Source organism: Flavobacterium sp. CAN_S2 (assembly GCF_015752255.1).
Taxonomy (GTDB): Bacteria; Bacteroidota; Bacteroidia; order Flavobacteriales; family Flavobacteriaceae; genus Flavobacterium.
On the sequence record NZ_JADOVA010000005.1, the window covers coordinates 33,242 to 60,197 of the forward strand.

Sequence of the window (26,956 nt, forward strand, 5' to 3'; positions counted from 1 at the left end):
GTAACTTTTAAACTATTTTTGCATAAAAATAAGAACATGAGAACGCTATTCACTTTGTTTATTTTATTACAATTGAATATTGGCTTTGGCCAAGAAAAATTTGATGTTTCGGCTGTTGCCAAATTTCAAAAGGAATTAAACATGGAATATGCAGATGCTAAGAAAAGTCCGTTGACTGCAGAAGATTTAGCAGAGTTCAAAACACTTGATTTTTATCCTATTGACGAAAAGTTTTTTGTGGTTGCAAAGTTTCTAAGAACTCAAAAAGAAAAGCCATTTGAAATGGAAACATCAACGGACAGAAAACCATTGTATGTCAAATATGGCGAACTTTCTTTTACAATTGATGGTCGGGATTTTAAACTGAATGTCTATAAAAACATTGAACTTTCAAAAAAGAAAGAGTATAAAGACTATTTATTTCTGCCGTTTTCCGATTTGACTTCTGGCAAGGATAGTTACATTGGGGGGAAATATATCGATTTAAGAATTCCAAAAGGAGATACCATTATTATTGATTTTAATACATCATATAATCCGTATTGCGCGTATAACCATAAATATTCCTGTCCAAAAGTTCCTTTGGAAAATGATTTGGATATCGAAATTAAAGCAGGAGTTAAAAAATTTCACGACTAATGGAATTCTTTAATCTGCATACGCATAAGTGGACTAATCAACCGAATGTGTTGGAATTAGTGAATCAATATCCACAGGAATTTGACGCAACAATTCCGTATTATTCCATCGGGATTCATCCGTGGTTTATAGTTCAAGAACGAATAGAAGCTGATTTGGTCATAATTGAAAGTAAATTACAAGAGGCAAATTGTCTCGCTGTGGGCGAATGCGGTTTGGACAAACGCATCGAAGTTTCAATGGAATTGCAGCAAATGGTTTTCGAAAAGCAATTGCTTTTGGCACAGAAATATAGAAAACCAGTTGTGATACATTGCGTTGCGGCTTTTCAGGAATTGATTGCAATTAAGAAAAAATTGAATATTTCAGTTCCAATGTTGATTCATGGATTTTCGAAAAATGTTCAGGTTGCTAAACAATTAGTGGACAATGGATTTTATATTTCTTTTGGGAAATATTTACTGCTCAATCCAGAATTGGAAGCTGTTTTTAAAAGCGTTCCTGATAATCGATTTTTTCTGGAAACGGATACGGTTGATGAAGGAATTGAGGCAGTTTATGAATTGGCAGCAAAATACAAAGGAATTTCTGTTAAAGAAATACAGGAAATAGTGAATACAAATTTTAATGAAGTTTTTGATTTCAAAATTTTTCAAAAACATTAAACTTTAAACAAAAAACAATGGCAGAGTGGACAGAAAGAGCTGAACTTTTATTCAAAAAAGAAGGTTTAGATAATTTAAAAAATGCAAATGTATTGGTTGTAGGATTGGGTGGAGTTGGTTCTTTTGCAGCCGAATTTTTGGCAAGGGCAGGAGTGGGAACCATGACTATTGTTGATGGTGACGTAGTTGATATTACTAATATAAACCGACAATTACCGGCTTTACATTCGACCGTGGGACAACCTAAGGTAACTATTGTTGGAGATCGATTGATGGATATTAATCCAGAATTGAAATTGACTCGCGTGCAGGAATTTCTGTCGCCGGAGCGTGCTTTCGAAATTGTTTCAGAGGAATTTGATTATGTTTTAGATTGCATTGACAGTGTGACTCCAAAGCTAAATTTGATTATTGGCGCCAAGCGAAAAAGAGTCAAAATTATCAGCAGTATGGGCGCTGGCGGAAAAATGGAAGCTTCTAAAGTGAAAGTAACGGATATTACTAATACAGTGAATTGTTATTTTGCTAAAACCATCAGAAGACGATTGAAAGAGGTCAAAATTGATAAACTGAAAGTGGTTTTTTCTTCTGAAATTCAAGACGAATCGAGTTTGAAAATGACCGATGGTTCCAATTTCAAAAAATCATTTTACGGAACAAACAGTTACATGCCGGGATTATTTGGTTTGTATGCTGCAGAAACCGTGATTCGCTATTTACTTAAAAAATAGTGTCCAGAATTCAGTTTTTTAGTATTCAGTTCTAAAAATCTAAGAAGTCTTAAAACTATAAAGTCTAATAATCTAAAAAAATGATACAAACCGTAATTTTTGACATGGATGGTGTAATTGTTGATACTGAACCCGTACACCGTTATGCTTATTTCAAACAATTTGATGAGTTAAATATTCCTGTAACAGAGGAAATGTATACTTCATTTACTGGTTTTTCTACTCGAAATACGTTTCAGAAATTGAAAGAGGTTTTTGTGATAGAACAGGAAGTAGAAGATTTAATCCTAAGAAAACGGACTATATTTAATGATGCTTTTGATAGTAAAGCTGATTTGGAATTACTGGAAGGTGTTGAAAATCTTATTAAAGAGTTATATCAAAATGGCATGCAATTGATTTTGGCTTCTTCGGCATCCAAAGTTACTATTGAACGTGTTTTTAGTCGGTTTAAATTGCATGAGTATTTTACGCATATGGTAAGCGGTGAAGATTTTCCTAAATCAAAACCACATCCTGCAATTTTTGAACATGCCGTAAGTTTATCAATTGCACCAAAAGAAAACTGCATCGTTATTGAAGACAGCACGAATGGAATAAAAGCGGCGAAAGCTGCCGGAATTTTCTGTGTGGGTTACAACAGTATTCACTCTGAGGCGCAAGATTTATCGGAAGCTGATTTTGTGATTAATCATTTTAACGAATTGGGTTTTGAAGCTGTTACCAATATTGATTCTAAATTAAGGAATAATTAACATTTGAAAGCCATTGAATTTGTAAATTTGAAGACATAAAAATTTAAAACATGAAAAAAATAATCATTGCATTTGCCATTATTATAGCAAATTTCACTATTGAGGCACAAGTAAAAACACCTCAATCCAGTCCAAAATCTACCATCATGCAAGAAGTAGGATTGACAGCTGTAGAAATTAATTATTCAAGACCAAGTGCCAGAGGAAGAGCCGTTTTTGGTAATTTAATTCCTTTTGGAAAAGTATGGAGAACGGGAGCTAATGAAAATACAACAGTATCATTTAGCGACGATGTTATTATTGATGGTAAAACCTTAAAAAAAGGAAAATATTCTTTGTATACTATTCCAAAAGTAGAAAGTTGGGAAATAATTTTCTACAAAACTACTGATAACTGGGGTAATCCAGAAGAGTGGAAAGAAGAAAATATAGCACTTAGAGCCACTGTTAAACCAGAAACTTTAAATAAAAGTGTTGAAACATTTACAATTGGAATTAGTGGTTTAGATAATAATTTTGCCTTTTTAGAAATATACTGGGAGAACTCTTATGCAGCTGTAAAATTTGAAGTGCCAACACAACAAAAAGCAACTGCCAATATCGAGAAAGCATTAGCAGGACCAACTGGAGCAGATTATTTTGCTGCAGCTCAATTTTTATTCCAATCAAATGGTGACAATGCAAAAGCTTTAGTCTACATAAATAAAGCGTTGGATATGACAAAAGACAAACCGTTTTGGTATAACAGATTGAAATCATTGATTCAAGCTAAACTTGGTGATAAAAAAGGAGCTATTGAAACTGCTAAAGCATCACTTGCAGCAGCTGAAATCGCTAAAAATCAAGATTACGTAAAAATGAATAAAGATAGTATTGCAGAGTGGAGTAAGAACTAATTAGCCTCACTGTTTTCCAATAAATCCCGTCTTGATTATCGAGACGGGATTTTTTTTTGAAATTTTGAATTCTATAATTTGTAAATGTTTGAGAATAATAGGTATCATAATGTAAACTAGTAAAACCCAAAAAAAACCGCAGATTCGGAAATTAGTACAATTTCCGAATCTGCAGTTTATAAAAATTAGAAACTAAAATAATCATTTAGTTTTACTGTTTTTATTTAGGCTGTAATAGCTCTCTGTTTCCTGAAAATTGTCCATTGTAACAGTAACGAAATAACAATCGTTAACATTGCACCAATGAAATTAAGCCATAAATAACCCAGTTTTTCTTCTCCGCTTGGGAAAATATAAATAGCGTAATAGTAGATGATGAAAATAGTAATCTGACTAATAACGGCGCTGTAAAATATAGCTTTGGATTGTACTTTGTGAATGTAAAAACCAACTAAGAAAATACCCAATACAGTTCCGTAAAATATGGATCCAATGATGTTTACCAACTGAATTAAATTTTCAAACAACGTTCCAATACAAGCAAAAAGGATTGCAATTACTCCCCATAACAAGGTAAAGAATTTTGTGGCATACAGATAATGGCGTTCTGATTTTTCTCCTTTTACATTTCGTTTATAAATATCAATTGCTGTTGTAGATGCCAATGCATTCAATCCGGAAGCAGTTGATGACATAGCAGCTGAAATGATAACTGCCAATAATAAACCGATAAGTCCTTTGGGTAAATAATTAAGGATAAAGTGAAAAAACACATAATCTTTGTCGTTTGTTTCACTGTTGCTATCACCTTTAAGGATTATTTCTTTGGCGCGATCTCTTAAATCTTTTTCTTTATTGGACAAAGCTACCAATTCTTTTCGAAGGATTGGATTATCATAATCTTGATTGAGTTGGTCTATGTACAACAAGTTAATTACTTTTTTATCCTCGGATAAATCGTCTAATTTTTTCTCCAAAGCATTGTATTCACCTTTATAAGCCGATTTTTCAATCATGGCTTTGTTGTTTGGATTAAAATTTAACGGTACAGGATTGAATTGAAAAAAAACAAAAACCATAACTCCGGTCAATAAAATAAAGAACTGCATTGGCACTTTTAGCAGCCCATTCATAATTAGTCCCATTTGACTTTCTCTAACGGATTTTCCTGATAAATAACGTCCAACCTGCGATTGGTCGGTACCAAAATAAGCCAATGCAAGGAAAAAACCTCCTGTGATTCCGCTCCAAAACGTGTATTTTTCTTCTGGGTCAAAAGAGAAATTAACAATATTCATTTTGTCATTTGCACCAGCAATATGAAGCGCACTAGTAAATGTCATATCATTAGGAAGATAATGTAATATCAGAAAAAAGGTGATAAACATTCCCGACATAATCACAAACATCTGCTGTTTTTGTGTTACGTTCACCGCTTTTGTTCCACCTGAAAAAGTATAAATGATAACTAATACCCCAATAATAATATTCATGTAGGTCAGATTCCAACCCAATATTGCCGACAAAATAATTGCTGGGGCGTAAATAGTCAATCCAGTTCCAAGACCTCTTTGGAATAAGAAAAGAATGGCTGCAAGGGAACGCGTTTTTAAATCAAATCTTTTTTCAAGGTATTCATAAGCGGTGTAAACCTTGTATTTGTGGTATAAAGGGATGAAGGTGACGCAAATTACAACCATGGCAATTGGCAGTCCAAAGTAGAACTGGACAAAACCCATTCCATCGTGATAAGCCTGTCCAGGAGTAGAAAGAAACGTAATGGCACTGGCTTGAGTTGCCATCACAGAAAGTCCTACGACATGCCAAGGAGTTTCATTACTGCCCAGAATAAAGTCTTCTACATTTTTACTTCCTTTGGTTTTCCAAGCACCATAAATTACAATGAAAAGTAAGGTAACAATGAGTATAATCCAGTCAAATAATTGCATAATTTAAGCGTATAATTTCATGATGAGACAAAAGATTAAGATGTAAATAGCGTTGGCTACAAGGACCCAAGTATAATTTTTCTTCCAGGTTTTTATTTTTTTTGTTTCCATTTCAGACTGGTTTAGTTTTTAATTTTTTGGGGAGGAATAGTTTCGGATGATTTCAATGAGATGATATTAGAAATTAATTTATAGGCTCCGGTAACGCCTTCAGGCAATTCTCTAAAAAAACTTAATCCCGTATAAATATAGTGCCCTTTTCCATAGGGAGCAATCAGCAAAGCACCATTTTTAGGTGCTTCTCCTTTATCATTAGAAGATAAAATAGGAGTGAAGGCCTTGTCATATACGCTTGGGTAATACAATCCTTGTTCTTGTTTCCAACCTTGAAAATCTTTAGCGGTAATTTTGTTTGGAAAATTCAAAACGGGATGATTTGGTGCTAAAAATCGGACTTCAGCATCTTCTTCCGTTACACGGTCGCGCGATAGTTTCAATGGATAAGGTGCAATATTTTCGGTTACTAAATCGCCTGCAGTATTATATTGGACCAACATTGTTTTTCCGCCTTTTACAAAATCAAAAAGTATATTTTGCTTATTCGCTAATGCTGTAACCGTATTATAAGCTCGAACACCGGTCATCACTACGTCAAAATTTTCCAATTTCTCTGGTGTTATCTCTTCAGGTTTAAGTATTGTAACCGCGTATCCTAATTGAGTCAGGCTGCCAGGAACTTCATCTCCTGCGCCCATAATGTAGGCGATTTTTTCACCATTAGTTTTTAAATCTGTTTTGATGCATTTGGCTTCAGCCGATTTTAAAACTTGCTGTTTCGTAATGTGGTCATAATTAATGATGATTTGTTCTTTATCAAATCGCTTGTTATCAATTATCGCAACACTTTTTGCAACTGCTTCATCTGATTTGCTAGGCGCAGTTACTTCAAAATAAACAATTTGTTCCGTTCCCTTTTTTGGGATGTTAAAAGGAATCGATTTTGGTGAAACATTCCAGTTTTGAGGCAGTTCAAGTTGAAGATTTCCTTTAACGGCATCTTTACCTGCTTTGATTTTTACGCCTACATATTTAATTTTGGTATCTTTAAAAAGCAATACTTTGTCTACAATTGAAGTGGTAACTTCAGGAACAATATCCAGATAATTATAGACTTCGCCTTTTACATCATCATTATATTTATAGACTACAGTGCGTTCAAAAGGAATTTCGATTCCATTGATTTGAACGTTAAAAATCACTTTCGTTTCCCGAATTATATCTGGAATTCCGATACTTTCCTGCTCATTTACAGCATACATTCCCACAGTTCCGTTTTCTCTTAACCAATACGGTTGTGTATAATTAATTGATTCTGGTAATTTTAAATCTAAGTTTATGTTATTTCGAATATTATTTTTTAATTCCCGATTCTGAGGTGTCGTAATATGATTTGGTAAAGTGGTCACACTTATTAATTGAAAAGGCAATGTACTTCTATTAATGGCTTCGAGTTTCAATTTGATTGTACTTCCGGGAGTCGTTTCCTGATTTTGAGCAACGGCTTCAAGATACAAACCAGAACAAGCTGCTATAATTTCTTTTATGGCTTCGGATTTCAATGGTGCCCAGTGATTTTCGTCCAAAGCTTTCATCATAGCGTAGGCTTTCGCCAAATTTGGAATGCTTGCCGAAGGGTTATTATGGTTGAATTCAGATGCAATAGTTGTCAATAATTCTCCAATTGCTTTTCCTCCTTTTACTCGGTTCCAAGAAGTATCAATTCCTTCAAAAAGTGATTTTTTATCTTTTAAAGCATCTCCATTTATGAATTCTAAATATTCTGTTTCTTCACCGCGCTCACCAGTACTTCCAAATCCTTGTGATTGATGACGGCTGCGGCTTAGTGCTGCAATTTCTTGGTTAGATTTTCCTAATCCTGCATAATATACTCCAGTTTCTAAAGCAATTAGATTCTTTTTGTCAGCAGCATTAAATTTTTCGATAGTACCATAAAACCACCAGGAAGTATTGAAAAACTGTCGTTTAGTTTGCCAAGGTTTTACAAATTTTAATTGTTCTGGAAAAACAGTTGGATTGTTAGCCAGTTCAAAACTTTCGACGCTCAACATTGCTGATGAAGTGTGATGACCGTGCGTAGTTCCTGGAGAACGATGATCAAATCTGTTAACAATTACATCAGGTTGAAATTTTCGGATGGCCCAAATAACGTCAGCCAATACCTTTTCTTTATCCCAAATTTCTAAGGTTTCTATTGGATTTTTGGAAAAACCAAAATCATTGGCACGGGAAAAAAACTGTTCTCCGCCATCAATTTTTCGGGCTTCAATAAGTTCTTGAGTTCTTATGACTCCTAATAATTCGCGTAATTGTGTTCCTATTAAGTTCTGTCCACCATCGCCGCGTGTCAAAGATAAATATCCGGTTCTTGCTTTTTGTTCATTGGATAAATATGAAATTAATCGGGTGTTTTCATCATCAGGATGTGCTGCTATATAAAGTACCGAACCCAGAAAATTAAGCTTTTGGATTTGATTGTAAATTTCAACAGAATTTAATTTTGAAGGTTGTTGCGCAGTTGTTATTTGAAAACAAACTAAAATTACTATTATGGCTGAGGAGAGTTTTTTATGCATTATTTTAAATTTAATTTGCAATAGCTTCAAATGTAGGAATTAAATATTTTTTTCTGAAATGTTTTTAGTTTTCTTTATGTAATAGCATTTTGATAAAATAAAAAAAGAGAGAAAACTAATTGTAGCTTTCTCTCTTTGATGTTATTTTATTTTTTAGTCTCTATCGTGACCTCTACCATGTCCGCGTCCGCGATCACCACCGTGGCCTTTTCCATGGCCTTTTCCTCTGTCATCGTTATAATTCCTATTGTCTCTATGATTGTTGTTATCTCTGTGATTATTGTAATATCTTCGGTTATCATTTTGTCTGTGATTAACATATACTCTACGATTATTATTGTAACCTATATTTCTTTGTTCTCTACCATGATATCCTTTATAATATTTGACTTTGTGATTTCTAAAATTATTGTAAGGTCTTGATCCACGATAATCATTGAGTACAACTTTGTAACCGCCATACAAATCATAATTTCTGTATTGGTTAGGTAAATTTCTGGAGCGAATCCATCGTCCACCACCGAAATATATAAATTGGGTTGCTCTCACATCATAATAGGCTTCAACATCTGGTAAGTAGTAATATTGTGCTTCGGCATATCCTACAGGTCCCCAAGATGGCGGGCTACCAATGTTTACATTTACTGAAACTTGTGCATGTATGGTACTTGATGCAAAAAGTATAATTCCTACGGCGATTAATTTTAGTGTTCTCATCTTCTTTAATTTTAATAATTTTATATGACTCTTTTATTGATATATCTTTTTACTAATTTCCAACAACTGTGCCAACGTAAAATAATTAACATTTTTTTAAGATTTAATTAAGACTGTGATTTTATTAAAAAAAAAAGAACCTCGATTGGAGGTTCTGATTTATAGGGTTTTATGAGGGATTAATGTTTGTCTTTTCCGTGTCCTTTTCCATGTCCGTTATTTCCATTTTTTTGATGTCCATTACCGTTATTTCCACGTTTATAAGAATCTTTATGAACTACCACTTTTCGTACTCCTATTGTTTTTTGTGGTTTTCCTTTATATCCTTTATAATATTTAACTTTATGATTTTTAAAGTTACTATACGGTCTTGAACCATGATAATCATTTAACACCACTTTGTATCCATTATACAAATCGTAGTTTCTATATTGTGTTGGCAAATTTCTTGAACGAACCCATTGTCCGCCGCCCAAATAAATAAACTGACTCTGTCTTACATCATAATACGCCTGAACATCTGGTAAATAATAATATTCAGCAGCGGAGTAACCTGTAGGACCCCAAGCTGGAGGACTACCAATATTTACATTTACTGAAACTTGTGCTTGCATGGCAGTACTGGATACTAAAAGCACTATTCCCGCGGCAATTAATTTTAATGTCTTCATATTTTCAAATTTTAATTAATAATCTATTTAAAGGTAACTGACTAAGTCAATATTTTCTTTACAAAAGCCAACAACTATGCCAATATTGAATTATGCATCTCAAAAAAAAAAGGAAACGGTAATCCGTTTCCTTTTTTTATTTGTAATTTTTATTGGATTATAACAAAAGAATCAATAAAAGAATAACAATGATAATTGCTCCAACAGATAAATAAATACCATTTCCAGTTGATTTCAATTCTGCTTTTATAGCACGAACTTCTTTACGTAATTCTTTTTTCTCAGTTGAACTTAATTCAGACTTGTCCATTGCTTTTATTTCGTCAAGACGATTCAGCAATACTTTAACTTCAGCAGGTACTTCTTTTGGGGTATTTGAAACCGAAGTTGGAGTTTTTTCAGCAGCTAACATTTGCGTAGGAACAACACTCAATGACAATACCATCATCATTAAATAAAAGGTAACTTTTTTCATTTCTTTAGGTTTTAGTTAAAAATTTCTATTTGATAAATGTAACAAATATTAAACTACCAATCCTTATAACATTAAATTCATTATTTATATAATTTCCACTAAAATATATGACGTCTAATTTTTGATGTTTTCAAAATTAATTTTCCAAAAATTTAAATTGTTCGAACTATCATTAAAGATCTATTTTACCTATAAATTACAGTTCGTGGTTTTGCTAATTCAAAATCCTGAAAACCAAAATCAGTGGTCTCAAAGGAATTGGTTTTAAAAATATGTTCACCATATCCCGGTATTGCAGGATAGTAGGAAATTGAAATTTGGAACGAACTAAAAACCAAATAATCGTTGTTGATAATGAAACCAACTCCAATTTTTGAATACGCTTTACTTTCTGTAAAGCCGTTCTTAGCATTTCCTAGTAATGCAACTGAATAATTTAGAAAGGGATTCAATCGAAAACCCCATAAATCCCAAGGTGCGTAGGCTTGAGTTTGCAGTGTTAATAGTGCTTTTTCGGTACCATATTGCGCGATTGTAAATCCATTGAGTCCATAATTTTCGTTGATTGAAAGTTGGTCTCCAATAGCTGCCATTCGGTTAGAACCAATGACAAGTTGTGGTTTCACAAACTGACGCAATTTCCATCTTCCAATGCTTAGCAGATTGGTAAAATAATTGGCCTGAAAAGAAAATGCTGTTTGTTTTGTTGTTGCTTTTTCAAAAAAAGTTCCAATTTCTAAATTAGCACTTAGAAACCCCCATTTGTAGAAGTTTCCAAAAGCGGCACGACCACCCAAATAGTATCTTCCAGCACTGTTTTTATATTGATAACCGGTTGTTATTCCGTATATTCTTCCAATTGGAACATCCTCAACAATTCCGTTTCTGAAGATAAAGCGGTCTCTAATAAATTTACGTGATGAAATACCAATGCCAACCAAAGCGAGTTTTTCATTAGAATAAAAATCATCGGGATCATATTCAAAAACTGGACTTTCTTGGTATTTAAGATGTAAAAATCGGCCTGTAGTAACAAGATTTGTCGTTCTTTCACTTTCAGTATTACCCTTAAAAATTCTAAAAGCACGCCCAAGCCAAAAATCGTGTGTATTGTATTTAAAATTCTGATAAGCAAAAACTAGATTAGAGTCAGGAACAGTGTCTTTTCTAAATTGCTGATCGACATAAATTCCTCCCGCCCATTTTGTCAAAGGAGAATAAAAAGGACGATCAATCGCTATACTTTTACCATAATATTCATCTAAATCAATCTGATAGCTGACCCTAGTGTTTATAAATGTGTTTTTTATATTTGGAATACTGTATGCAACGGAATAAGCGCTTTTACCATCATTGAATCTATTTCTTATTTTGTTTTCAAATTGATGACCTGAGCCTAAAAAATTGCGATCGTTTAGTCCAAAGCTTACTCGTGAACTCGAAAGAGAACCTTTAGGAACCAAACTCCACGAATCTAAAACTCGGATAGCAATATCAACAGAATCAGGGCTATTTAGAATTAATTTGGGAGCAATATCCACGCGGTTTATAAAGCGTTGTGTACGTATCAAACGTTCTGATTCTTTCACAAGCAGGGAATCAAAAGGTTTGTTTTTTTTGATAAGCAATAAATTTCTTATTGCAAGTCGGTTAGTCTTAATATGGATTTTATTTCCATTTCTTTCCGCCCAATTTTTAGGTTTTTTTAAAGTGTCAGTTTCAGAATAACCAAAAGGATCGAGCGTTAGAATAGTAATGTTCCTTATAATTTTACCTTCAAAACTTCTGTATTCTTTTTGGACTTCTTTTGTTATTTCGTTTTTTATAACTGGCGTTCTAAAAACGATTTTATGCATTAATCTGGTGAACTTATTTTTTTTGGAATAGTTTTTAATATCTGAATAAAAGTTAGAGGAATCTTTTTTGGTCTTTGTTTCTTGTGCAATAGTTATCTGAGAAACACAGACAAAAAGAAGAAATATTAGCAGTTTTATTTTTTTATACATTGTCAAAGAATCAACTGTAAAAATAGTGAAGCAAATCAAGAATATAGCTCTTTGATTACATAAGATTTAAAAGGTTCAGAATTTGAAAGTGAAATTTTTTTGAATACTTAATCTAATTATTGGTTCGGTTTGAATCAGTTTCTGTAGTAGTTTCAGTAAAAACAGGTACAACAACATCAGCTTTGATTATGATTTTTTCAGATGGTACTTCAGAATCAAAGAGCGGTAATTTAATTTTACGCCATGTATAAGTTTTAGGTAAATGATCGCCCATTAAATATCCCCAAGGTTCCAATGATTCAATTCTGTCGAAAATCACTTTTAAAACAGCAAGAATAGGAAGTGCTAAAAACATACCGGAAACTCCGGCAATTGCACCACCAATAATGATTCCAACAATCGATACAAATGCGTTTATTTCAACTTTAGAACTTACAATTAATGGTACAATTACATTATTATCAATAAGCTGAACCACGATTGTAATTACAATCACACCAACAATTATTGATAAATCAGGGGAGCCGGTAAGTGAAGCGACAATACTTAAAACGCCTGCAAATAGAATTCCTATGTACGGAATCAAATTCAGAATTCCTGTAATTATTCCCAATAAAATGGCGTATTTCACACCTATAAGCATAAAACCAAGCGTTGTCATTACAGATATTAAAATCATTTCTATAATCAAACCCACAATATAACTGTTGATGGCTACTCTAACATTAGTAAGAATATTTTTTAGCTGATCATGATTTTCTTTTTTAATTAATTTTGATAAAAACAGTAAAAAATGGGTTCTGTATAAAAGAATTAAAAAAGTATAAATAGGAATCAAAGTTAAATTTACCAGCGTATCCGTAAATGACATTAACGTAGTTCCAATGATTTCTTTTCCTTTTTCCATCGAATCTTCAGTAGCAGTATCAATATATTGCTTTTGCTCTCTAGAACTCAAATGAAAATTATCTCGCACAAATCCTTGAATATTTCTAAGATGAATGTTAATATTTCTTTCAATTTTATCAAAATCATCTGCAAAATCACTGATTTGAAAAGATAGGAATACAAAAAGTCCGATAAAAATTAATACAAATAATATCACCGCTATCATTACAGCCAATACATGCGGAAAACGAAGTTTTGATTTGAAAAACTGAACAATAGGATACAATAAGATGGCAAATAAAAACGACATCATTACAGGAATCAATATGTCTTGACCAATGTAAAAAATAAAGACAATCGAAATTAAACCCAGTAAAGTCAAGCTTAATTTTGCATAAAATGGAAGTTTTAGGATGTCATTCATATCTTTTTGGTTTTGTTTTATAAATCAACTGTTTTTTACGAGTTTTCAACCGACAAATATGTGCTAATATAAAAATTAAAGTATTACATATTTTTTAGCAATTGTTGCATAATTATCACTTCTTAATCAAGTGATTTAGTAATAAAAAATAAATTACTATTTATAAAGTTATGAATTAATCTACGAATTCTTTATTTTCAAAATGATTTTTTAAAATGGAGATTCCTTTTTGTAAAAGCAAATTGTTGGGATAAATAATCTTCTCGCCTTCAATCGTTTTTAAGAAAACATGAAAGGCACCAATATCTTCAATTTCGGCTTCAATTGGGAAATCCTTATCATGGATTTTGATGACATCACCAATTTTAAACGGAAAAGAAAAAAATAAAATAATACCGGAAGTGATGTTGCTCAGGATGGACCATTGCGCAAACATAGCAACTCCTACAACGGTTGTGATGGATGAAAGTGCAATGAAAATATCCTTGGTTTGAACTCCCCAGATGATTATTAAAGCAATTATTACCAAGATATTTATCAGTAAATGAATGTATTTGATAACTAAATTAGTTCTGTGTTCCAGCTTTTGGTTTAATTTTGCATAACGGCGTACCAATTTTGTTGAAATTACTCGCAATAAAATCAGCAGAATCCCTAATACTCCGGTTGCAATTAATTCTCGGGTAAACTCCTTTATAAATGACATTTCCATAAAACGACTAGGCTAAATTATTTAAATATTCGTACACTTTATCCGTTGGCATTCCCATAACATTCGCATAGGAACCTTCAATTTTTGAAACGCCAATAAAGCCAATCCATTCCTGAATTCCATACGAACCGGCTTTGTCATACGGTTTGTAGTTTTCCAAATAATAACGAATGGATTCCTCGCTTAATTCAGTGAAAGTGACTTTTGTTATTTCGTGTATTATTTCGACTTTTTCATTGGTTTTAAAGCAAACGGAAGTAATGACTTCATGAGTAGCATTCGATAAAGATTTCAAGATTTCAAATGCATCTTGTTCATCTTTTGGTTTACCTAAAGCCTTGTTGTTATGCCAAACAATGGTATCGCTGGTAATCAGAATTTCATTCGGATTTAATTCTCCTTCAAAAGCGCTGGCTTTTAATTCAGCCAAATAATTAGTGATTTCGTGCGCTTTTAATTCTGGAGGATAGATTTCTTCAATTTCTTTCAACCGAATTTCAAAATCCAAGTCTAAATCTTTAAAAAATTGCTGGCGTCTCGGTGAACCCGAAGCCAGAATTAAAGTGTATTTTTTTAATTTATTTCTAAGCATTATATTTCATATTTAAACTGATAACAACAACGGAAAGGATTCCAAAAAGCAGAATCCATTTTAAAAGTCCACTCAAAATGCGTAACTCTTTCTTGGATGTAGCCGACCACATTTTCACGGTAAAAAAAATCAGCGGACCAACAACAAAAAGCAACAGATATAGTGTAACGAAAAGTAATTCGAACAAGTATTTATTGATGTAAAATAAAATAAAAAAAAGTGGAATAAAACATAATCCAAAAACAATTTTTCCAGTTCTCGATTTTCCTATTGCAATAGGTAAGGTGTTCATTCCTTGGTTGTAATCGCCATCGGTATCCTCAATGTCTTTAACGATTTCCCGCAACAGATTAATCATAAAAGCAAAAATAGCGTAATCCAGCAAAATAGAAAAAAGCAATCCCATTTGCTGTTGATTTTCAATACCTGTGACAGGATATAAATCGAAAATTCCAATAATAACTACACTAAAAGAAAGCAGTAATGCTACAGCTATGTTGCCAATAAGCATCATTTGTTTGAAATTTGTGGCGTACAAATAAAGTGTTGCGGCAACCATAATAAAAATAGAAGCAAAACCTGGTTTGTCTATAACATTTGATAAGTAAAATCCAATGGCCACACCCGTTACAGTAAGTCCAATGTAAAAATTATAGGCTTGCGTTTCCGAAATGCTTTTGCCTACAACAACATTATTGGGTTTATTGATGACATCCGTCTGTTGGTCGAAAATATTATTAATTACATAGCCACCAGCAGCAATCAGTACGGTTGACAGAACCAATAATCCATATTGCCAATCAGCTAAAGCCAAAGGAATATTTTGAATTTTAAAAAATCCGTACCTAAAAATAAGCTGCATAAAAGCGAGCATAAGTAGGTTTTGGTATCGGATGAGTTTTAGAAATGGAACCACAGATGTTATTTAAAATTTATAATAGTACTAATCGTGTTTCCCGTCAAAATGCGCCATCCATTTACCTTGCGCTTTCATAACTTGTTCAATAACATCTCTCGCAGCACCTTTTCCTCCATTTTTATGCGAAATATATCTTGAAATGGCTTTGATTTCCGGACTTGCATCTTGAGGACAAGTTGGTAATCCCACTAATTTCATCACATGATAATCTGGAATATCATCTCCCATATACAATATGTGTTCTGGATTTATTTGGTACACATCAGTATATTCATTAAAGGTTTCCACTTTGTCAGGTGTGCCCAAATAAATATCAGTAATGCCAAGATTTCGCAGTCTAACTCTCACGCCTTCATTGCTTCCACCTGAAATAATACATACATTATAACCACTTTCTACCGCAGCTTTCATAGCATAACCATCCCTGATGTTCATTGTTCTCAGAATTTCTCCTTCATTGGTTACAAAAACAGAACTGTCCGTAAGTACGCCATCGACATCAAAAATAAAAGTAGTGATATCGTTCATTATTTCTTTATAACTTTTTGCCATTCTCTTGTATTGATTGTGTTAGTGTTTTATAAATTTCAAGGTAATTTCCGTTGTCCAAAAAAGCTTCATGCGCTTCAATAGTAGCCGTATCATTGCGTTTTGCAGGACCAGTTTGTGCTTCTTCGGGAGAAAGTACCATTATTTTATTGGCAGTTTCAGCGATTAAAGGTTTCAGAATTTCGAAAGGAACTTGGTTTTCCTGACAAATTTCCTGACCTATTTGGTACAAATGATTTGTGAAATTATTTACAAATACCGCTGCTACATGCAAGGCTTTTCGTTGTTCTGAATTGATTGCGAAAACTTTTTCAGAAATTGATTTGGCTACTTTATCCAGTAATTGATAATCGGTAGCATTTTCACTTTCCAAGCAAATGGGAATCATTTTAAAATCAACGGGTTTGTTTTTGGTAAAAGTTTGCAAAGGATAAAAAACTCCTTTACGATTGTCTTCATTCAAAATATTCAACGGAACACTTCCTGAAGTATGCACTACCAACCGGTTTTTAAACGGAAGTTGTGACGAAATTGCTTCAATTGCATCGTCAGAAACTGCAATTATATACAAGTCCGCTTCCGCCAAAGCATCTAAATCATTTGTGATTTGATCTAAATCGAGTAGGTGAGATACACTTGCTGTTTGTCTGGAATACACCTGAATTAGCTCAATTTCTGTTCCTGAATTTTGAGCATTTTGAAAAGCGGCAATCAGATGTTGCGCAACATTTCCGGAACCAATAATTACTACTTTGACCATGCGACAAAATTAGCAAAAAAATATTAAGAGTTTTATTCGAAAATTACACGAATAAAAAAGTGGATTTAGCCTTAAAAAGAGCCTTTTCAGTCTTTGACTTTCATTCTTAATTTTGGATTTAATTAACAAATGTCAGAATAAAGAAGTCAACATTTTTAAGTACTTTTGTGGCACTTTTACAAAACATAATCCCATAAAAATGGATAAAAAAATATTCTCTTTTTTGTTTTCTACCCGATTAATGGCTTTTTTATTTATTTCCTATGCCGTTGCAATGGCCACCGGAACTTTTATCGAAAGTAAATACAACACCGATACCGCTAAAATTTTAATTTACAATGCCTGGTGGTTTGAAGCCATTCACGTATTTTTCTTGATCAATTTCATTGGAAATATTAAGCGTTACCAACTCTTAAAAAAAGAAAAATGGGCAACTTTATTACTCCATTTGTCTTTTATATTCATTATTGCGGGTGCTTTTGTAACGCGTTACATCAGTTATGAAGGAATGATGCCCATCAGAGAAGGTGCTTCGGAAAATCAGGTTTTTTCAGATAAAACCTTTTTGACTGTTTTTGTTGATGGCGAATATAAGGGTGAAATGAAACGCCGCGTTTTTGAAAAACAAGTGTTGCTTTCACCAGCTGTAAATAATAATTTCCGTATTTCTGAAAAGTTTGCTGACACACCATTTGAAGTAAAATATGAAAATTTCATAATGGGAGCCAAAGAATATATTAAGCCTGATCCAAAGGGAACAGTGTTTTTAAAAATTGTAGAAGCTGGTGATGGCGGTCGTCACGAGCATTTCTTGAAAGATGGCGAAGTACAAAATATTCATAATGTTTTATTTTCGTTAAATAAATTTACGGATGGAGCCATAAATATCAATACGAGCGGAAGTGCCTACACAATTCAAACGCCTTTTGAAGGAAACTTTATGCGAATGGCGGATAAATTACAGGGCAAAGTTACTAAAGACAACGCCCAACCCTTAATGATGCGTTCGTTATATAGCATAGGTGAAATGCGATTTGTATTTCCAGATCCTGCCGTAAAAGGAATTGTTGATTATGAATCGGATAATGATTTCAAAGCTAAAAATCATGAGGATGCGGTAACGGTAAAAGTTATTGCTGACGGTCAAGAAAAAACGGTTACGGTTTTAGGTTCCAAAGGTAAAATAGGAGAGGCCAAAACTGTAAAAATCGGGAATATCGATTACTCTTTTTTCTACGGAAGTAAAGCGTATGTGTTGCCTTTCAAGATAAAATTGAATGATTTTATTGCCCAGAAATATCCAGGAACGGAGAAAAGTTATTCTTCGTTTGAAAGTAAAGTAACCGTTGAAGACAAAGAACCATTTGATGCCAGAATTTATATGAATAATGTTTTAGATTACGATGGATATCGCTTTTTTCAATCAGGATTTGATCCAGATGAAAAAGGGACCATTCTATCTGTAAATCATGATTTTTGGGGAACTACGCTGACTTACATTGGTTATTTTATGTTGTATTTTGCAATGATGGCAATTATGTTTACCAAATATTCTCGTTTTGCAGATATCAAACGCAAATTGGAAGTGGTTAAAACTAAGAAAGCTAAATTGTTGACCATTTTAGTTTTTATGTTCAGTTTCAGCAGTTTTGCACAAGAACAAGAACACAATCACGCTGATCATGAAGGACATGCGCATACGGAAGCAGAAGCAGCACCTGCAACACACGCAAATCATTCTAAAAAAGTATTCAGTCAGGATGAACTGAATGACTTGATAACTAAGTATAAAGTGCCTGCAGAACATGCGGCAAAATTTGGTAGACTTGTTATCCAAGACGGAGGCGGTAGAATGAAACCGATTAATACGTTTTCATCTGAATTGTTGCGAAAAGTAAGCCAGAGTGATTCATACAATGATATGAATTCAGACCAGGTTTTCTTGTCCATCACTCAGTATGCTAGCTATTGGATTGAGATTCCAATTATTCATTTAAGAAGAGGAAATGACAGTTTAAGAAAAATAATCGGTGTTGATAAGAAAGCTAAATTTGCACCTTTTGTGGCTTTCTTTGATGCTAAAGGTAATTATAAACTTTCTAAATATTTAGAAGAATCATTTAAGGCGGCTAACCCCAATCAATTTGAAAAGGATTTTATCGAAACAGATAAAAGAGTAAATTTGATGGAATCTGCGTTAAGCGGTCGAATATTGAAAATTTTCCCTATTCCGGATGATAAAAATAACAAGTGGGTTTCTTATTTAGAACTCAACGAAGCTGGTTTCAAAGGAATGGAAGCGACGTATACTAAAAATGTATTGCCTTTGTATTTTGGTTCTTTGGCAAACGCTTCAACTTCTAATGATTACAAAACTGCCTATGAATTACTGGAAAGTATCAATGGTTTCCAAAAACGTTTTGGTAGTAAAGTGAGACCAAGTGAAGAAAGAATTACATCAGAAGTGTTGTATAATAAATATGATGTTTTCAATAAACTTTTTTATTGGTATGCTGTAGCGGCAATTTTGATGTTGTTTTTTACAATTATGCAAATCTTCAAAGAGCGAAAAGTATTAGCTATAGCAGTAAATACAATGCATATTATTATAGGATTATTATTTGCATTGCATACTGTGGGCTTAATTGCTCGGTGGTATATTTCCGGTCACGCACCTTGGAGTAATGCGTATGAATCAATTATATATATTGCTTGGGCTACCATGTTTTTTGGTTTGGCTTTCGACAGAAAATCAAAACTTACTGTGGCTTCATCAGCTTTTGTAACCGCAATGATTCTTTGGGCTGCAAATCTAAACTGGATTGATCCGGAGATTGCAAATCTGCAACCAGTACTGAATTCCTACTGGTTGATGATTCACGTTGCGGTAATTGTGGCTAGTTATGGACCGTTTGCATTAGGATTTATTTTAGGAGCAGTTTCATTATTATTGATTTCTTTTACCAATGAAAAAAACAAAGCCAAAATGGATTTGAATATTCAGGAAATTACTTATATCAACGAATTAGCATTAACGATAGGTTTGATAATGTTGACTATTGGAAACTTCCTAGGAGGACAATGGGCCAATGAAAGTTGGGGACGTTACTGGGGATGGGATCCAAAAGAAACCTGGGCTTTAATCAGTATTATGGTTTATGCTTTTGTAATTCATGCTCGATTCGTTCCTTCTTTACGAGGGAAATGGATTTTCAATTTGATGAGTATGTTTGCTTTTATATCTATTTTGTTCACCTATTATGGTGTTAATTTTCACTTGGTAGGATTGCATTCTTATGCAAGTGGAGAAGCACATTCATTGAGTTGGATTTGGTATTCTCTTGGTGCAATTACGTTGTTTGGTGCTATTTCCTATCCAAAATATAAGAAGTATTATAAAAAATAAGATTTATTTATTTTAGATGCTAAAAAGGTTCAACTACAAGTTGAACCTTTTTTGTATTACAGAAAAAGAGTTTTTTTATACTTTTCCTAACGTATATAATTGCTCCATGGTAGGAGTCAAACTTCCACCTTTCGGTTCAAGTGTAATTCCAAAAGCTTCAGCTTCATTAGCATTATTTACAGCAAATAATTTTTGTTCATTTGCATCAAAGTCTTCCAATAATCCAATGCTTGTAGGAGTCAGCGGGCTTAATTTTAAAGCCCAAACCTGATACACCATTCCTTCCGGTGGTTCTGGTAAGCCTGCTGCATCAATATAAACAACCTTGGTATCTTGGTTCCAATATACTTTAGCCGAAGATTCCGGAGCAACTGCTTGTCCTCCAAGAGCTACAACCGTATTTTTTATGTCTCTGACAACCGCTAAACTTGTTTCGTTAGCCGCATTTTTTAATTTTAAGACATTAAACTCTTTCTCTAGTTTTGCTTTTTCAATTTCAGTATTAGCAACTTGCGTTGATGTTTGGTTCAACTGATTGTATTGGTATCCAATACCAACCAATAATAGGATAGCTGCTGCCCATCCAATGTATTGAGACCTGTTTTTACGAGGTTCTAATTGTATGACTTCGGCATGTTTCAACTCTAATTTCTCTTTAATTTTTTCGAAATTAGCTACCGAATGAAATGGTGAAAAGCTAGATGATAGTGCAACAATTGCTTTTTCAATAGCTATAATTTCAGCATTTATTTCCGGGTTATTTTTTGCCATAGCTGTAACTTCCTCGTTTTCGGTTTCACTTAATAAACCGTAAACATAAAGTTCCAGAATTCCTGATTCAATATATTCTTTTGTTTCCATTATACTTTCAAATAATTTCGTAGATCGTTAATACAATTTCTATTTTGCGTTTTTACCGTTCCTAAAGGAATTGCCAATTCGTCCGAAGCTTCCTGTTGGGTATAGCCTTTGAAAAACAGTAAATCAATTATTTGAATACATTTTGGTTTCAGTCTTTTTACAAATTCCTGTAAACCTATAGTATCCACTTTGTCGGACAGTTTCGAACTGTCTTCAAAGTGATTTACGAAATTATCAGTAGAAAGGTTTTTTTGACTGTTATTAAAATTCTTAGAACGTAGTTTATCAATAGAAGTATTTCGGGCAATATTCAGAATCCAAGTATAAAATCTTCCTTTGCTTTCATGGTAGGAATCAATGTTTTTCCAAATTTTAACAAATACTTCCTGAAGCACATCTTCGGCCTCTTCTCTATTTTTTACAAGAACATTAATCACCGAAAATAAACTTTTGGAATACATATCATAGAGATGTGTAAATGCTCTTTCGTCTTTCTTGTAAATTAATACTAATAATTCTTCTTGACTCATACGTTTATTTATTTAACTATTACAAACTTATACATTCTTATTTAAAAATAACAGATTATCTAGTTGCCAACATCAAAATAAAAATAATTTGATTTTTTTTAAGTTTTTAAAATATTGATAATCAGTTGTTTGTGTATTATTTTAATTTTTTTTTAGTATTTAAAAAACCAAATCGGAAACAATACCGTAAATGTATTTATAACCTTTTAATTTAAAACAAAATGAAAAAAACAAAAATGCTTTTAGGTCTGTCGCTAGTGGCGGTTTCGGGCTTAATTTTAGTAGCAGCGGATCACATTGATGCACCGGCTACAATGTCAGGAGACGCAGGTGATATTACAGATGTTTATGCTTTTCAAGGGCAAAACACAAGTAATTTAGTATTCGCAGTAAACACTCAAGGATTGTTAAGTCCTAATGCTACTGGTGCTGCCACATTCAAAGATAATGTGATGGTAGAAATAAACATTGACAATAATGGTGACAATGTTGAAGATTTAGTTATTCAGGCAATTAAGAGAGACGACAAAATGTATTTCTTTGGACCTGTAGCTCCAGGAACAACTGGAACTTCAAGTACCGTTAAAACAGCAGCAGCCTCTGGAAGTGTTACTATATCTAAATATGGTACAGCTGCTTTAACAGCAGAACAAAACGGAATGAAATTTTTCGCAGGACCAAGAGACGATCCTTTCTTTTTTGATTTAGGTCGCTTTCAAGCAATTCTTGGCGGAACAGCTACAGGATTTAATAATCCGGGAACAGACACATTTGCAGGTACTAATGTAATGTCTATAGTTGTTGAAGTTCCAAAATCAATGTTGGGTTCATCAAGTACTGTTGGTGTTTGGGCTGAAACTAAGAAAAAACAATAATTAATTTTATTTAAAAAAGCAAAAACATGAAATCGAAGATTTTTGATTTCGAAAAAATTTTAAAATATAAACATCATGAGTAAAACAAATAAATTCAAAATTATAACAATCGCACTAGTAGCTGCAGTTGTTTCAGTAAATTGTGATAATGACGATTCAAACGGTGATTCTAGTGTAAGCCTTGATTTTTCAGGAACTTATGTTCAGCAAGATCAAATGGCTAGACCAGCAATCAACACAGTATTCGTTGCTTCAGGACAACCTAAAGATGATTTCAATGCTGCCATTCCATCGGCAATGGGAGCTAAATACCAATCTATTTTTCAATCCAGATTATTGGCTTTGAATCCTGCGTATACTACAAATGCTCTAGGACAAACTGCTGCTCAGTTGACTGGTCTTTTAGCTACAGATGTATTAGGAGTATCTAAAACAGCGCCAACAACTTTCTTTGACGGAACTAATGTTTTGACAGGAAGAGCTTTGGCAGATGACGTAATAGATGTTGAATTATTATTGATTTTCGGTGGACCGATGGGAACTTCTAATCCAGGTCTGACTAAAGATAATGTAAATGCAAATGATAAAGCATTTGGAACAACTTTCCCTTACCTAGCTTCTGCTTGGTAGAATTACAAAAAAAACAGAGCGTTTACAACAATACTATTCGCTCTGTTTTTTTAATAAAACAAACAAACAAACAAACAAACAAAATAATTAGAGTATGAAAACTTTAAAAACCTTATCTTTTATGGTGCTCACAACCCTTTTTTTATTGGGATGTGAAACCACATCAAAAGAAATTACCAGCAAAGAAGACTATTCTAAATACTTGAGTTTAAAAGATAATAAATCGTTGTCTTTTGCTCATAAAGAAATTGATTTTTGGCAGAAAAAATATAACGCTGCACCAAGCCAAATCAGTTATTTAAGTCAACTTGCGGCAAACTATAATACACTTTTTGAATATACTGGAGATATCAAAAACTTATATAAATCTGAAGATTTATTGACTAAATCAAATGAAGCGTACAATTATTCAAGGGTTTCAACCGTTCGATCATTGGCAAGAAATTATATTTCACAACACCGTTTTAAAGAAGCTTTGGAACTTGCCAATAAAGCATTAGCCATAGGCGAAGGAAAAAAAGAAACTCAAAAATTACTGTTCGATGTTCAAATGGAATTAGGAAATTATCCGGAAGCGGTTAAAAATTTGAATGCCATAAGAGATATGAATAGTTTTGATTATTTGATTCGCTTGGCTAAATGGAACGATCATAAAGGAGATTTAGAAACGGCGATAACTTTCATGGAAAAGGCAAAAGATATTGCTGAAAGAGAAGATAATAAAGTGCTAAAAATCTGGTCCTATTCAAATTTGGGTGATTTTTATGGACATGCTGGAAGAATCCAGGAATCTTACGACAGTTATTTAAAAACATTAGCACTAGATCCTAATTATTCATATGCTTTAAAAGGAATTGCATGGATTGTTTTTTCTAAAGAAAGAAATATAAACGAGGCTAATAGAATTATTGATGCTATTGCAGCAACTCATAATACACCTGATTTTTATTTATTAAAATCTCAAATTGCCCAATTTGAAGGAAATAAAAATGAGGAAATGAAAAATAGAAATGCCTATTTTTCTATGATGGAAAAGAATAATTATGGTGCAATGTACAACAAATACAATGCTCTAATTTATGCTGATGATAAACAAACAGCTCAAAAAGCATTAGAAATTGCTAAAATTGAAGTAGACCACAGACCCACTGCTGATTCTTACGATTTATTAGCTTGGGCTTATCTAAATGTAGGCGAAAATAAAAAAGCATTAGAAATTGCTCAAAATCATGTGGTTGGAAAATCCTTTGAACCAAAGGTACAATACCACTTGGCAATGATTTACAAATCAAATAATTTAGCGCTCAAAACGAAACCTATTAAGGAAGAATTACTATCCAGTTTGTATGAATTGGGACCTAATTTCGAGAAAAAGGTAAATCAATTATAGCGTATGAAAAATATTATTTTATTGTTACTAGCTCTTTTTGGAGTAGCTGCGTTCGGCCAAATCCAAAAAGGAAAAGTGTTAGATAAGGATGGAAATCCAGTTGAGAATGCTTATTTAATCAACACAAGTTCAGAAAGTCATGCACATACAAATGAATTTGGATTTTTTAGCATTGACAAAACAAATATTGGTGATATTCTTAAAATAACAGCCTTAGGATATAAAAAAAAGAATTATACTATTGTTTCCTCTGATGATACAATTATCATTGAAGATGATATTTTTAGATTGAATGAAATCGTAATTCAACCGAAACTTTCGGCAATGAATGTTATTTCAAAAATAGATTTGCAAACCACTCCAGTGAATTCTTCTCAGGAAATTCTTAGAAAAGTTCCTGGGTTGTTCATCGGGCAACATGCCGGCGGAGGAAAAGCAGAGCAAATATTTTTGAGAGGATTTGACATCGACCACGGAACTGATATAGCCATTTCAGTAGACGGAATGCCAGTAAATATGGTATCTCACGCACATGGTCAAGGTTATGCAGATTTACATTTTGTAATTCCGGAAACGGTAGAAAAAATAGATTTTGGAAAAGGAACGTATTATGCTAACAAAGGGGATTTTGCTACGGCAGGATACGTTGCTTTCCAAACTAAAGATAAAATAGAAAAAAGCAGTATTGGTGTAGAGGTGGGACAATTCAATACCCTTAGAACGGTAGGACTTTTTAATCTTTTGGGCAACCAAAAAACACAAAGTGCGTACATTGCCACAGAATATATCTTGACTGATGGTCCGTTTGATTCTCCTCAAAATTTTAACAGAATCAATTTGTTAGGGAAATATTCCGCTATTTTGAAGGATAACAGCAAGTTTTCAATTTTGGCTTCTCGCTTTTCAAGCAAATGGGATGCTTCGGGACAAATTCCGCAACGCTTGGTCGATAACGGAACGATTTCAAGATTTGGTGCTGTTGATGATACCGAAGGAGGGAATACATCACGAACTAATTTTAATGCGAGCTTAATCAAACCAATTGATGAAAATACATTTTTGAAAGCGAATGCTTTTTATTCAAACTATCAATTTGAATTGTATTCTAATTTTACGTTCTTTTTGGATGATCCTATTAATGGGGACCAAATTAAACAGAAAGAAAATCGTGATATCTATGGAATGAATGCGGAGTTGAATAAGAAGACAAAAATAAATGATACAGATGTTTTGTTGCAATTTGGAGCTGGTTTTCGTGCCGATGCGACAACTGATACAGAACTTTCGCACACTTTAAACAGAAGAACGGTTCTTGAGAATATAAAATTAGGTGATATTGATGAGTCTAATTTGTTTTCATACGTAAATTCCGAATTTAATTTTGGGAAACTTATGATTAATCCGGCCATTCGATTGGATTATTTCAAGTTCAATTATCAAGATAAATTGATGGAGAATTACAAAACACAATCGGAATCAAAAGTTAAGTTTTCTCCAAAATTGAATTTCATTTACTCGCAAAATAACAACTTGCAATTTTTTGTAAAATCAGGAATGGGTTTCCATTCGAATGATGCTCGTGTTGTTGTTCAAAACAGTGGAAAACAAATTTTACCAACGGCAATAGGAACAGATATTGGTACCATTTGGAAACCATTTCCAAAATTGATTGTGAATTCAGCTTTATGGTATTTGTTTTTAGAACAGGAGTTTGTTTACGTGGGAGATGCCGGAATTATTGAGCCAAGCGGAAAATCAAAACGTATGGGAGCAGAGCTTGGATTGCGTTATCAATTGAACGATTGGTTGTATTTTGATGCGGATGCAAATTATACGTATGCCAGAAGCATTGATGAACCAAAAGGCCAGGATTACATTCCGTTAGCGCCAGATTTCACAACTACTGGAGGATTAAGTTTCCAAAAGGTGAATGGTTTTTCAGGAGGAATTAGGTATCGTTACTTAAAAAACCGCCCGGCAAATGAAGATAATTCTATTGTTGCCAAAGGCTACTTTATTTCGGATTTAAATGTTAATTATCAATACAAGAATATCAATTTTGGAATTGCAGTAGAGAATATTTTTGACACGGCATGGAACGAAACACAGTTTGCAACAGAATCCAGGCTTCAAAATGAGCCTGAAAGTGTTGAAGAAATTCATTTTACTCCAGGAACGCCTTTCTTCATGAAAGGAAAAATTACCTATACGTTTTAAATACCACATTAAGATTTGTTGTTTATTTGTTTGGAATCCTGGCAT

Annotated in this window: 24 protein-coding genes; 10 read left to right on the forward strand and 14 right to left on the reverse strand. The window is 33.2% G+C overall.

The window, feature by feature from the left end; translation table 11 throughout:
- Window positions 1-36 precede the first annotated feature (36 nt).
- From IWX80_RS13955 to IWX80_RS13975, 5 genes are all read left to right on the forward strand, one after another.
- Window positions 37-639 carry a DUF1684 domain-containing protein gene (locus tag IWX80_RS13955; protein ID WP_196853985.1) on the forward strand — a complete coding sequence of 201 codons (603 nt, stop codon included), beginning with the start codon at window positions 37-39 and terminating at the stop codon, window positions 637-639.
- Window positions 639-1,304, forward strand: a complete 666-nt coding sequence (locus IWX80_RS13960; RefSeq protein WP_196853986.1) for a TatD family hydrolase — start codon at window positions 639-641, stop codon at window positions 1,302-1,304. Before IWX80_RS13955 ends, IWX80_RS13960 begins: the two co-directional genes overlap by 1 nt.
- A 17-nt stretch (window positions 1,305-1,321) precedes the next feature.
- Window positions 1,322-2,035: a tRNA threonylcarbamoyladenosine dehydratase gene (locus IWX80_RS13965; RefSeq protein ID WP_196853987.1), complete on the forward strand. Its 714-nt coding sequence runs from the start codon at window positions 1,322-1,324 to the stop codon at window positions 2,033-2,035.
- 80 nt (window positions 2,036-2,115) lie between these two features.
- Window positions 2,116-2,790 (forward strand): HAD family hydrolase, encoded by a 675-nt coding sequence (locus IWX80_RS13970; protein WP_196853988.1) that lies wholly within the window; start codon window positions 2,116-2,118, stop codon window positions 2,788-2,790.
- A 50-nt stretch (window positions 2,791-2,840) separates the two neighbouring features.
- Window positions 2,841-3,686 carry a DUF2911 domain-containing protein gene (locus tag IWX80_RS13975; RefSeq protein WP_196853989.1) on the forward strand — a complete coding sequence of 282 codons (846 nt, stop codon included), beginning with the start codon at window positions 2,841-2,843 and terminating at the stop codon, window positions 3,684-3,686.
- 224 nt (window positions 3,687-3,910) lie between these two features.
- Here IWX80_RS13975 and IWX80_RS13980 read toward each other — a convergent pair whose 3' ends face one another.
- From IWX80_RS13980 to IWX80_RS14035, 12 genes are all read right to left on the reverse strand, one after another.
- Window positions 3,911-5,635 carry a sodium:solute symporter gene (locus tag IWX80_RS13980; protein ID WP_196853990.1) on the reverse strand — a complete coding sequence of 575 codons (1,725 nt, stop codon included), beginning with the start codon at window positions 5,633-5,635 and terminating at the stop codon, window positions 3,911-3,913.
- Between the two features lie 122 nt (window positions 5,636-5,757).
- Complete coding sequence (locus tag IWX80_RS13985) at window positions 5,758-8,289, reverse strand: PIG-L family deacetylase (RefSeq protein ID WP_196853991.1); 2,532 nt, start codon at window positions 8,287-8,289, stop codon at window positions 5,758-5,760.
- 153 nt (window positions 8,290-8,442) lie between these two features.
- Window positions 8,443-9,006 carry a hypothetical protein gene (locus IWX80_RS13990; RefSeq protein WP_196853992.1) on the reverse strand — a complete coding sequence of 188 codons (564 nt, stop codon included), beginning with the start codon at window positions 9,004-9,006 and terminating at the stop codon, window positions 8,443-8,445.
- 179 nt (window positions 9,007-9,185) lie between these two features.
- Complete coding sequence (locus IWX80_RS13995) at window positions 9,186-9,677, reverse strand: hypothetical protein (protein WP_196853993.1); 492 nt, start codon at window positions 9,675-9,677, stop codon at window positions 9,186-9,188.
- A gap of 157 nt (window positions 9,678-9,834) precedes the next feature.
- A complete protein-coding gene (locus IWX80_RS14000; RefSeq protein ID WP_113633668.1) occupies window positions 9,835-10,152 on the reverse strand; it encodes a hypothetical protein in 318 nt (105 codons plus the stop codon).
- A 185-nt stretch (window positions 10,153-10,337) separates the two neighbouring features.
- A complete protein-coding gene (locus IWX80_RS14005) occupies window positions 10,338-12,008 on the reverse strand; it encodes a hypothetical protein (protein ID WP_334682364.1) in 1,671 nt (556 codons plus the stop codon).
- Between the two features lie 262 nt (window positions 12,009-12,270).
- The gene (locus IWX80_RS14010; RefSeq protein ID WP_196853995.1) at window positions 12,271-13,470 is read right to left on the reverse strand and encodes an AI-2E family transporter; all 1,200 of its coding nucleotides are present in this window, start codon (window positions 13,468-13,470) and stop codon (window positions 12,271-12,273) included.
- Between the two features lie 175 nt (window positions 13,471-13,645).
- Window positions 13,646-14,176 (reverse strand): mechanosensitive ion channel domain-containing protein, encoded by a 531-nt coding sequence (locus tag IWX80_RS14015; protein WP_196853996.1) that lies wholly within the window; start codon window positions 14,174-14,176, stop codon window positions 13,646-13,648.
- 13 nt (window positions 14,177-14,189) lie between these two features.
- Window positions 14,190-14,774 (reverse strand): Maf-like protein, encoded by a 585-nt coding sequence (locus IWX80_RS14020; protein WP_196853997.1) that lies wholly within the window; start codon window positions 14,772-14,774, stop codon window positions 14,190-14,192.
- Entirely contained in the window at window positions 14,767-15,648 is an 882-nt protein-coding gene (locus IWX80_RS14025; RefSeq protein ID WP_196854230.1) for a geranylgeranylglycerol-phosphate geranylgeranyltransferase, read from the reverse strand. Before IWX80_RS14025 ends, IWX80_RS14020 begins: the two co-directional genes overlap by 8 nt.
- Window positions 15,649-15,717: 69 nt before the next feature.
- Complete coding sequence (locus IWX80_RS14030) at window positions 15,718-16,245, reverse strand: KdsC family phosphatase (protein ID WP_196853998.1); 528 nt, start codon at window positions 16,243-16,245, stop codon at window positions 15,718-15,720.
- Window positions 16,229-17,002, reverse strand: a complete 774-nt coding sequence (locus tag IWX80_RS14035) for a Rossmann-like and DUF2520 domain-containing protein (protein ID WP_196853999.1) — start codon at window positions 17,000-17,002, stop codon at window positions 16,229-16,231. Before IWX80_RS14035 ends, IWX80_RS14030 begins: the two co-directional genes overlap by 17 nt.
- A gap of 199 nt (window positions 17,003-17,201) precedes the next feature.
- Here IWX80_RS14035 and ccsA point away from each other — a divergent pair, with 199 nt between their 5' ends.
- A complete protein-coding gene (gene ccsA / locus IWX80_RS14040; RefSeq protein ID WP_196854000.1) occupies window positions 17,202-20,408 on the forward strand; it encodes a cytochrome c biogenesis protein CcsA in 3,207 nt (1,068 codons plus the stop codon).
- A 75-nt stretch (window positions 20,409-20,483) separates the two neighbouring features.
- Here ccsA and IWX80_RS14045 read toward each other — a convergent pair whose 3' ends face one another.
- Both IWX80_RS14045 and IWX80_RS14050 read right to left on the reverse strand, forming a co-directional pair.
- Window positions 20,484-21,269, reverse strand: coding sequence for an anti-sigma factor (locus IWX80_RS14045; protein WP_196854001.1), 786 nt, complete (start codon window positions 21,267-21,269; stop codon window positions 20,484-20,486).
- Window positions 21,269-21,799: an RNA polymerase sigma factor gene (locus IWX80_RS14050; protein ID WP_091170368.1), complete on the reverse strand. Its 531-nt coding sequence runs from the start codon at window positions 21,797-21,799 to the stop codon at window positions 21,269-21,271. Before IWX80_RS14050 ends, IWX80_RS14045 begins: the two co-directional genes overlap by 1 nt.
- A gap of 221 nt (window positions 21,800-22,020) precedes the next feature.
- Here IWX80_RS14050 and IWX80_RS14055 point away from each other — a divergent pair, with 221 nt between their 5' ends.
- From IWX80_RS14055 to IWX80_RS14070, 4 genes are all read left to right on the forward strand, one after another.
- The gene (locus IWX80_RS14055) at window positions 22,021-22,674 is read left to right on the forward strand and encodes a DUF4331 family protein (protein ID WP_113633682.1); all 654 of its coding nucleotides are present in this window, start codon (window positions 22,021-22,023) and stop codon (window positions 22,672-22,674) included.
- Between the two features lie 75 nt (window positions 22,675-22,749).
- Window positions 22,750-23,304, forward strand: coding sequence for a DUF4331 family protein (locus IWX80_RS14060; RefSeq protein WP_113633683.1), 555 nt, complete (start codon window positions 22,750-22,752; stop codon window positions 23,302-23,304).
- A gap of 94 nt (window positions 23,305-23,398) precedes the next feature.
- Entirely contained in the window at window positions 23,399-24,694 is a 1,296-nt protein-coding gene (locus tag IWX80_RS14065) for a tetratricopeptide repeat protein (protein WP_196854002.1), read from the forward strand.
- Window positions 24,695-24,697: 3 nt separating this feature from the next.
- Window positions 24,698-26,911, forward strand: a complete 2,214-nt coding sequence (locus IWX80_RS14070; protein ID WP_196854003.1) for a TonB-dependent receptor — start codon at window positions 24,698-24,700, stop codon at window positions 26,909-26,911.
- Window positions 26,912-26,956 lie beyond the last annotated feature (45 nt).

Excerpts from the sequence above, each read along its gene's own strand:
- IWX80_RS13955 (WP_196853985.1), top strand. The coding sequence starts at position 37 with ATGAGAACGCTATTCACTTTGTTTATTTTATTACAATTGAATATTGGC.
- IWX80_RS13960 (WP_196853986.1), top strand. The coding sequence starts at position 639 with ATGGAATTCTTTAATCTGCATACGCATAAGTGGACTAATCAACCGAAT.
- IWX80_RS13965 (WP_196853987.1), top strand. The coding sequence starts at position 1,322 with ATGGCAGAGTGGACAGAAAGAGCTGAACTTTTATTCAAAAAAGAAGGT.
- IWX80_RS13970 (WP_196853988.1), top strand. The coding sequence starts at position 2,116 with ATGATACAAACCGTAATTTTTGACATGGATGGTGTAATTGTTGATACT.
- IWX80_RS13975 (WP_196853989.1), top strand. The coding sequence starts at position 2,841 with ATGAAAAAAATAATCATTGCATTTGCCATTATTATAGCAAATTTCACT.
- IWX80_RS13980 (WP_196853990.1), bottom strand. The coding sequence starts at position 5,635 with ATGCAATTATTTGACTGGATTATACTCATTGTTACCTTACTTTTCATT.
- IWX80_RS13985 (WP_196853991.1), bottom strand. The coding sequence starts at position 8,289 with ATGCATAAAAAACTCTCCTCAGCCATAATAGTAATTTTAGTTTGTTTT.
- IWX80_RS13990 (WP_196853992.1), bottom strand. The coding sequence starts at position 9,006 with ATGAGAACACTAAAATTAATCGCCGTAGGAATTATACTTTTTGCATCA.
- IWX80_RS13995 (WP_196853993.1), bottom strand. The coding sequence starts at position 9,677 with ATGAAGACATTAAAATTAATTGCCGCGGGAATAGTGCTTTTAGTATCC.
- IWX80_RS14000 (WP_113633668.1), bottom strand. The coding sequence starts at position 10,152 with ATGAAAAAAGTTACCTTTTATTTAATGATGATGGTATTGTCATTGAGT.
- IWX80_RS14005 (WP_334682364.1), bottom strand. The coding sequence starts at position 12,008 with ATGCATAAAATCGTTTTTAGAACGCCAGTTATAAAAAACGAAATAACA.
- IWX80_RS14010 (WP_196853995.1), bottom strand. The coding sequence starts at position 13,470 with ATGAATGACATCCTAAAACTTCCATTTTATGCAAAATTAAGCTTGACT.
- IWX80_RS14015 (WP_196853996.1), bottom strand. The coding sequence starts at position 14,176 with ATGTCATTTATAAAGGAGTTTACCCGAGAATTAATTGCAACCGGAGTA.
- IWX80_RS14020 (WP_196853997.1), bottom strand. The coding sequence starts at position 14,774 with ATGCTTAGAAATAAATTAAAAAAATACACTTTAATTCTGGCTTCGGGT.
- IWX80_RS14025 (WP_196854230.1), bottom strand. The coding sequence starts at position 15,648 with ATGCTCGCTTTTATGCAGCTTATTTTTAGGTACGGATTTTTTAAAATT.
- IWX80_RS14030 (WP_196853998.1), bottom strand. The coding sequence starts at position 16,245 with ATGGCAAAAAGTTATAAAGAAATAATGAACGATATCACTACTTTTATT.
- IWX80_RS14035 (WP_196853999.1), bottom strand. The coding sequence starts at position 17,002 with ATGGTCAAAGTAGTAATTATTGGTTCCGGAAATGTTGCGCAACATCTG.
- ccsA (WP_196854000.1), top strand. The coding sequence starts at position 17,202 with ATGGATAAAAAAATATTCTCTTTTTTGTTTTCTACCCGATTAATGGCT.
- IWX80_RS14045 (WP_196854001.1), bottom strand. The coding sequence starts at position 21,269 with ATGGAAACAAAAGAATATATTGAATCAGGAATTCTGGAACTTTATGTT.
- IWX80_RS14050 (WP_091170368.1), bottom strand. The coding sequence starts at position 21,799 with ATGAGTCAAGAAGAATTATTAGTATTAATTTACAAGAAAGACGAAAGA.
- IWX80_RS14055 (WP_113633682.1), top strand. The coding sequence starts at position 22,021 with ATGAAAAAAACAAAAATGCTTTTAGGTCTGTCGCTAGTGGCGGTTTCG.
- IWX80_RS14060 (WP_113633683.1), top strand. The coding sequence starts at position 22,750 with ATGAGTAAAACAAATAAATTCAAAATTATAACAATCGCACTAGTAGCT.
- IWX80_RS14065 (WP_196854002.1), top strand. The coding sequence starts at position 23,399 with ATGAAAACTTTAAAAACCTTATCTTTTATGGTGCTCACAACCCTTTTT.
- IWX80_RS14070 (WP_196854003.1), top strand. The coding sequence starts at position 24,698 with ATGAAAAATATTATTTTATTGTTACTAGCTCTTTTTGGAGTAGCTGCG.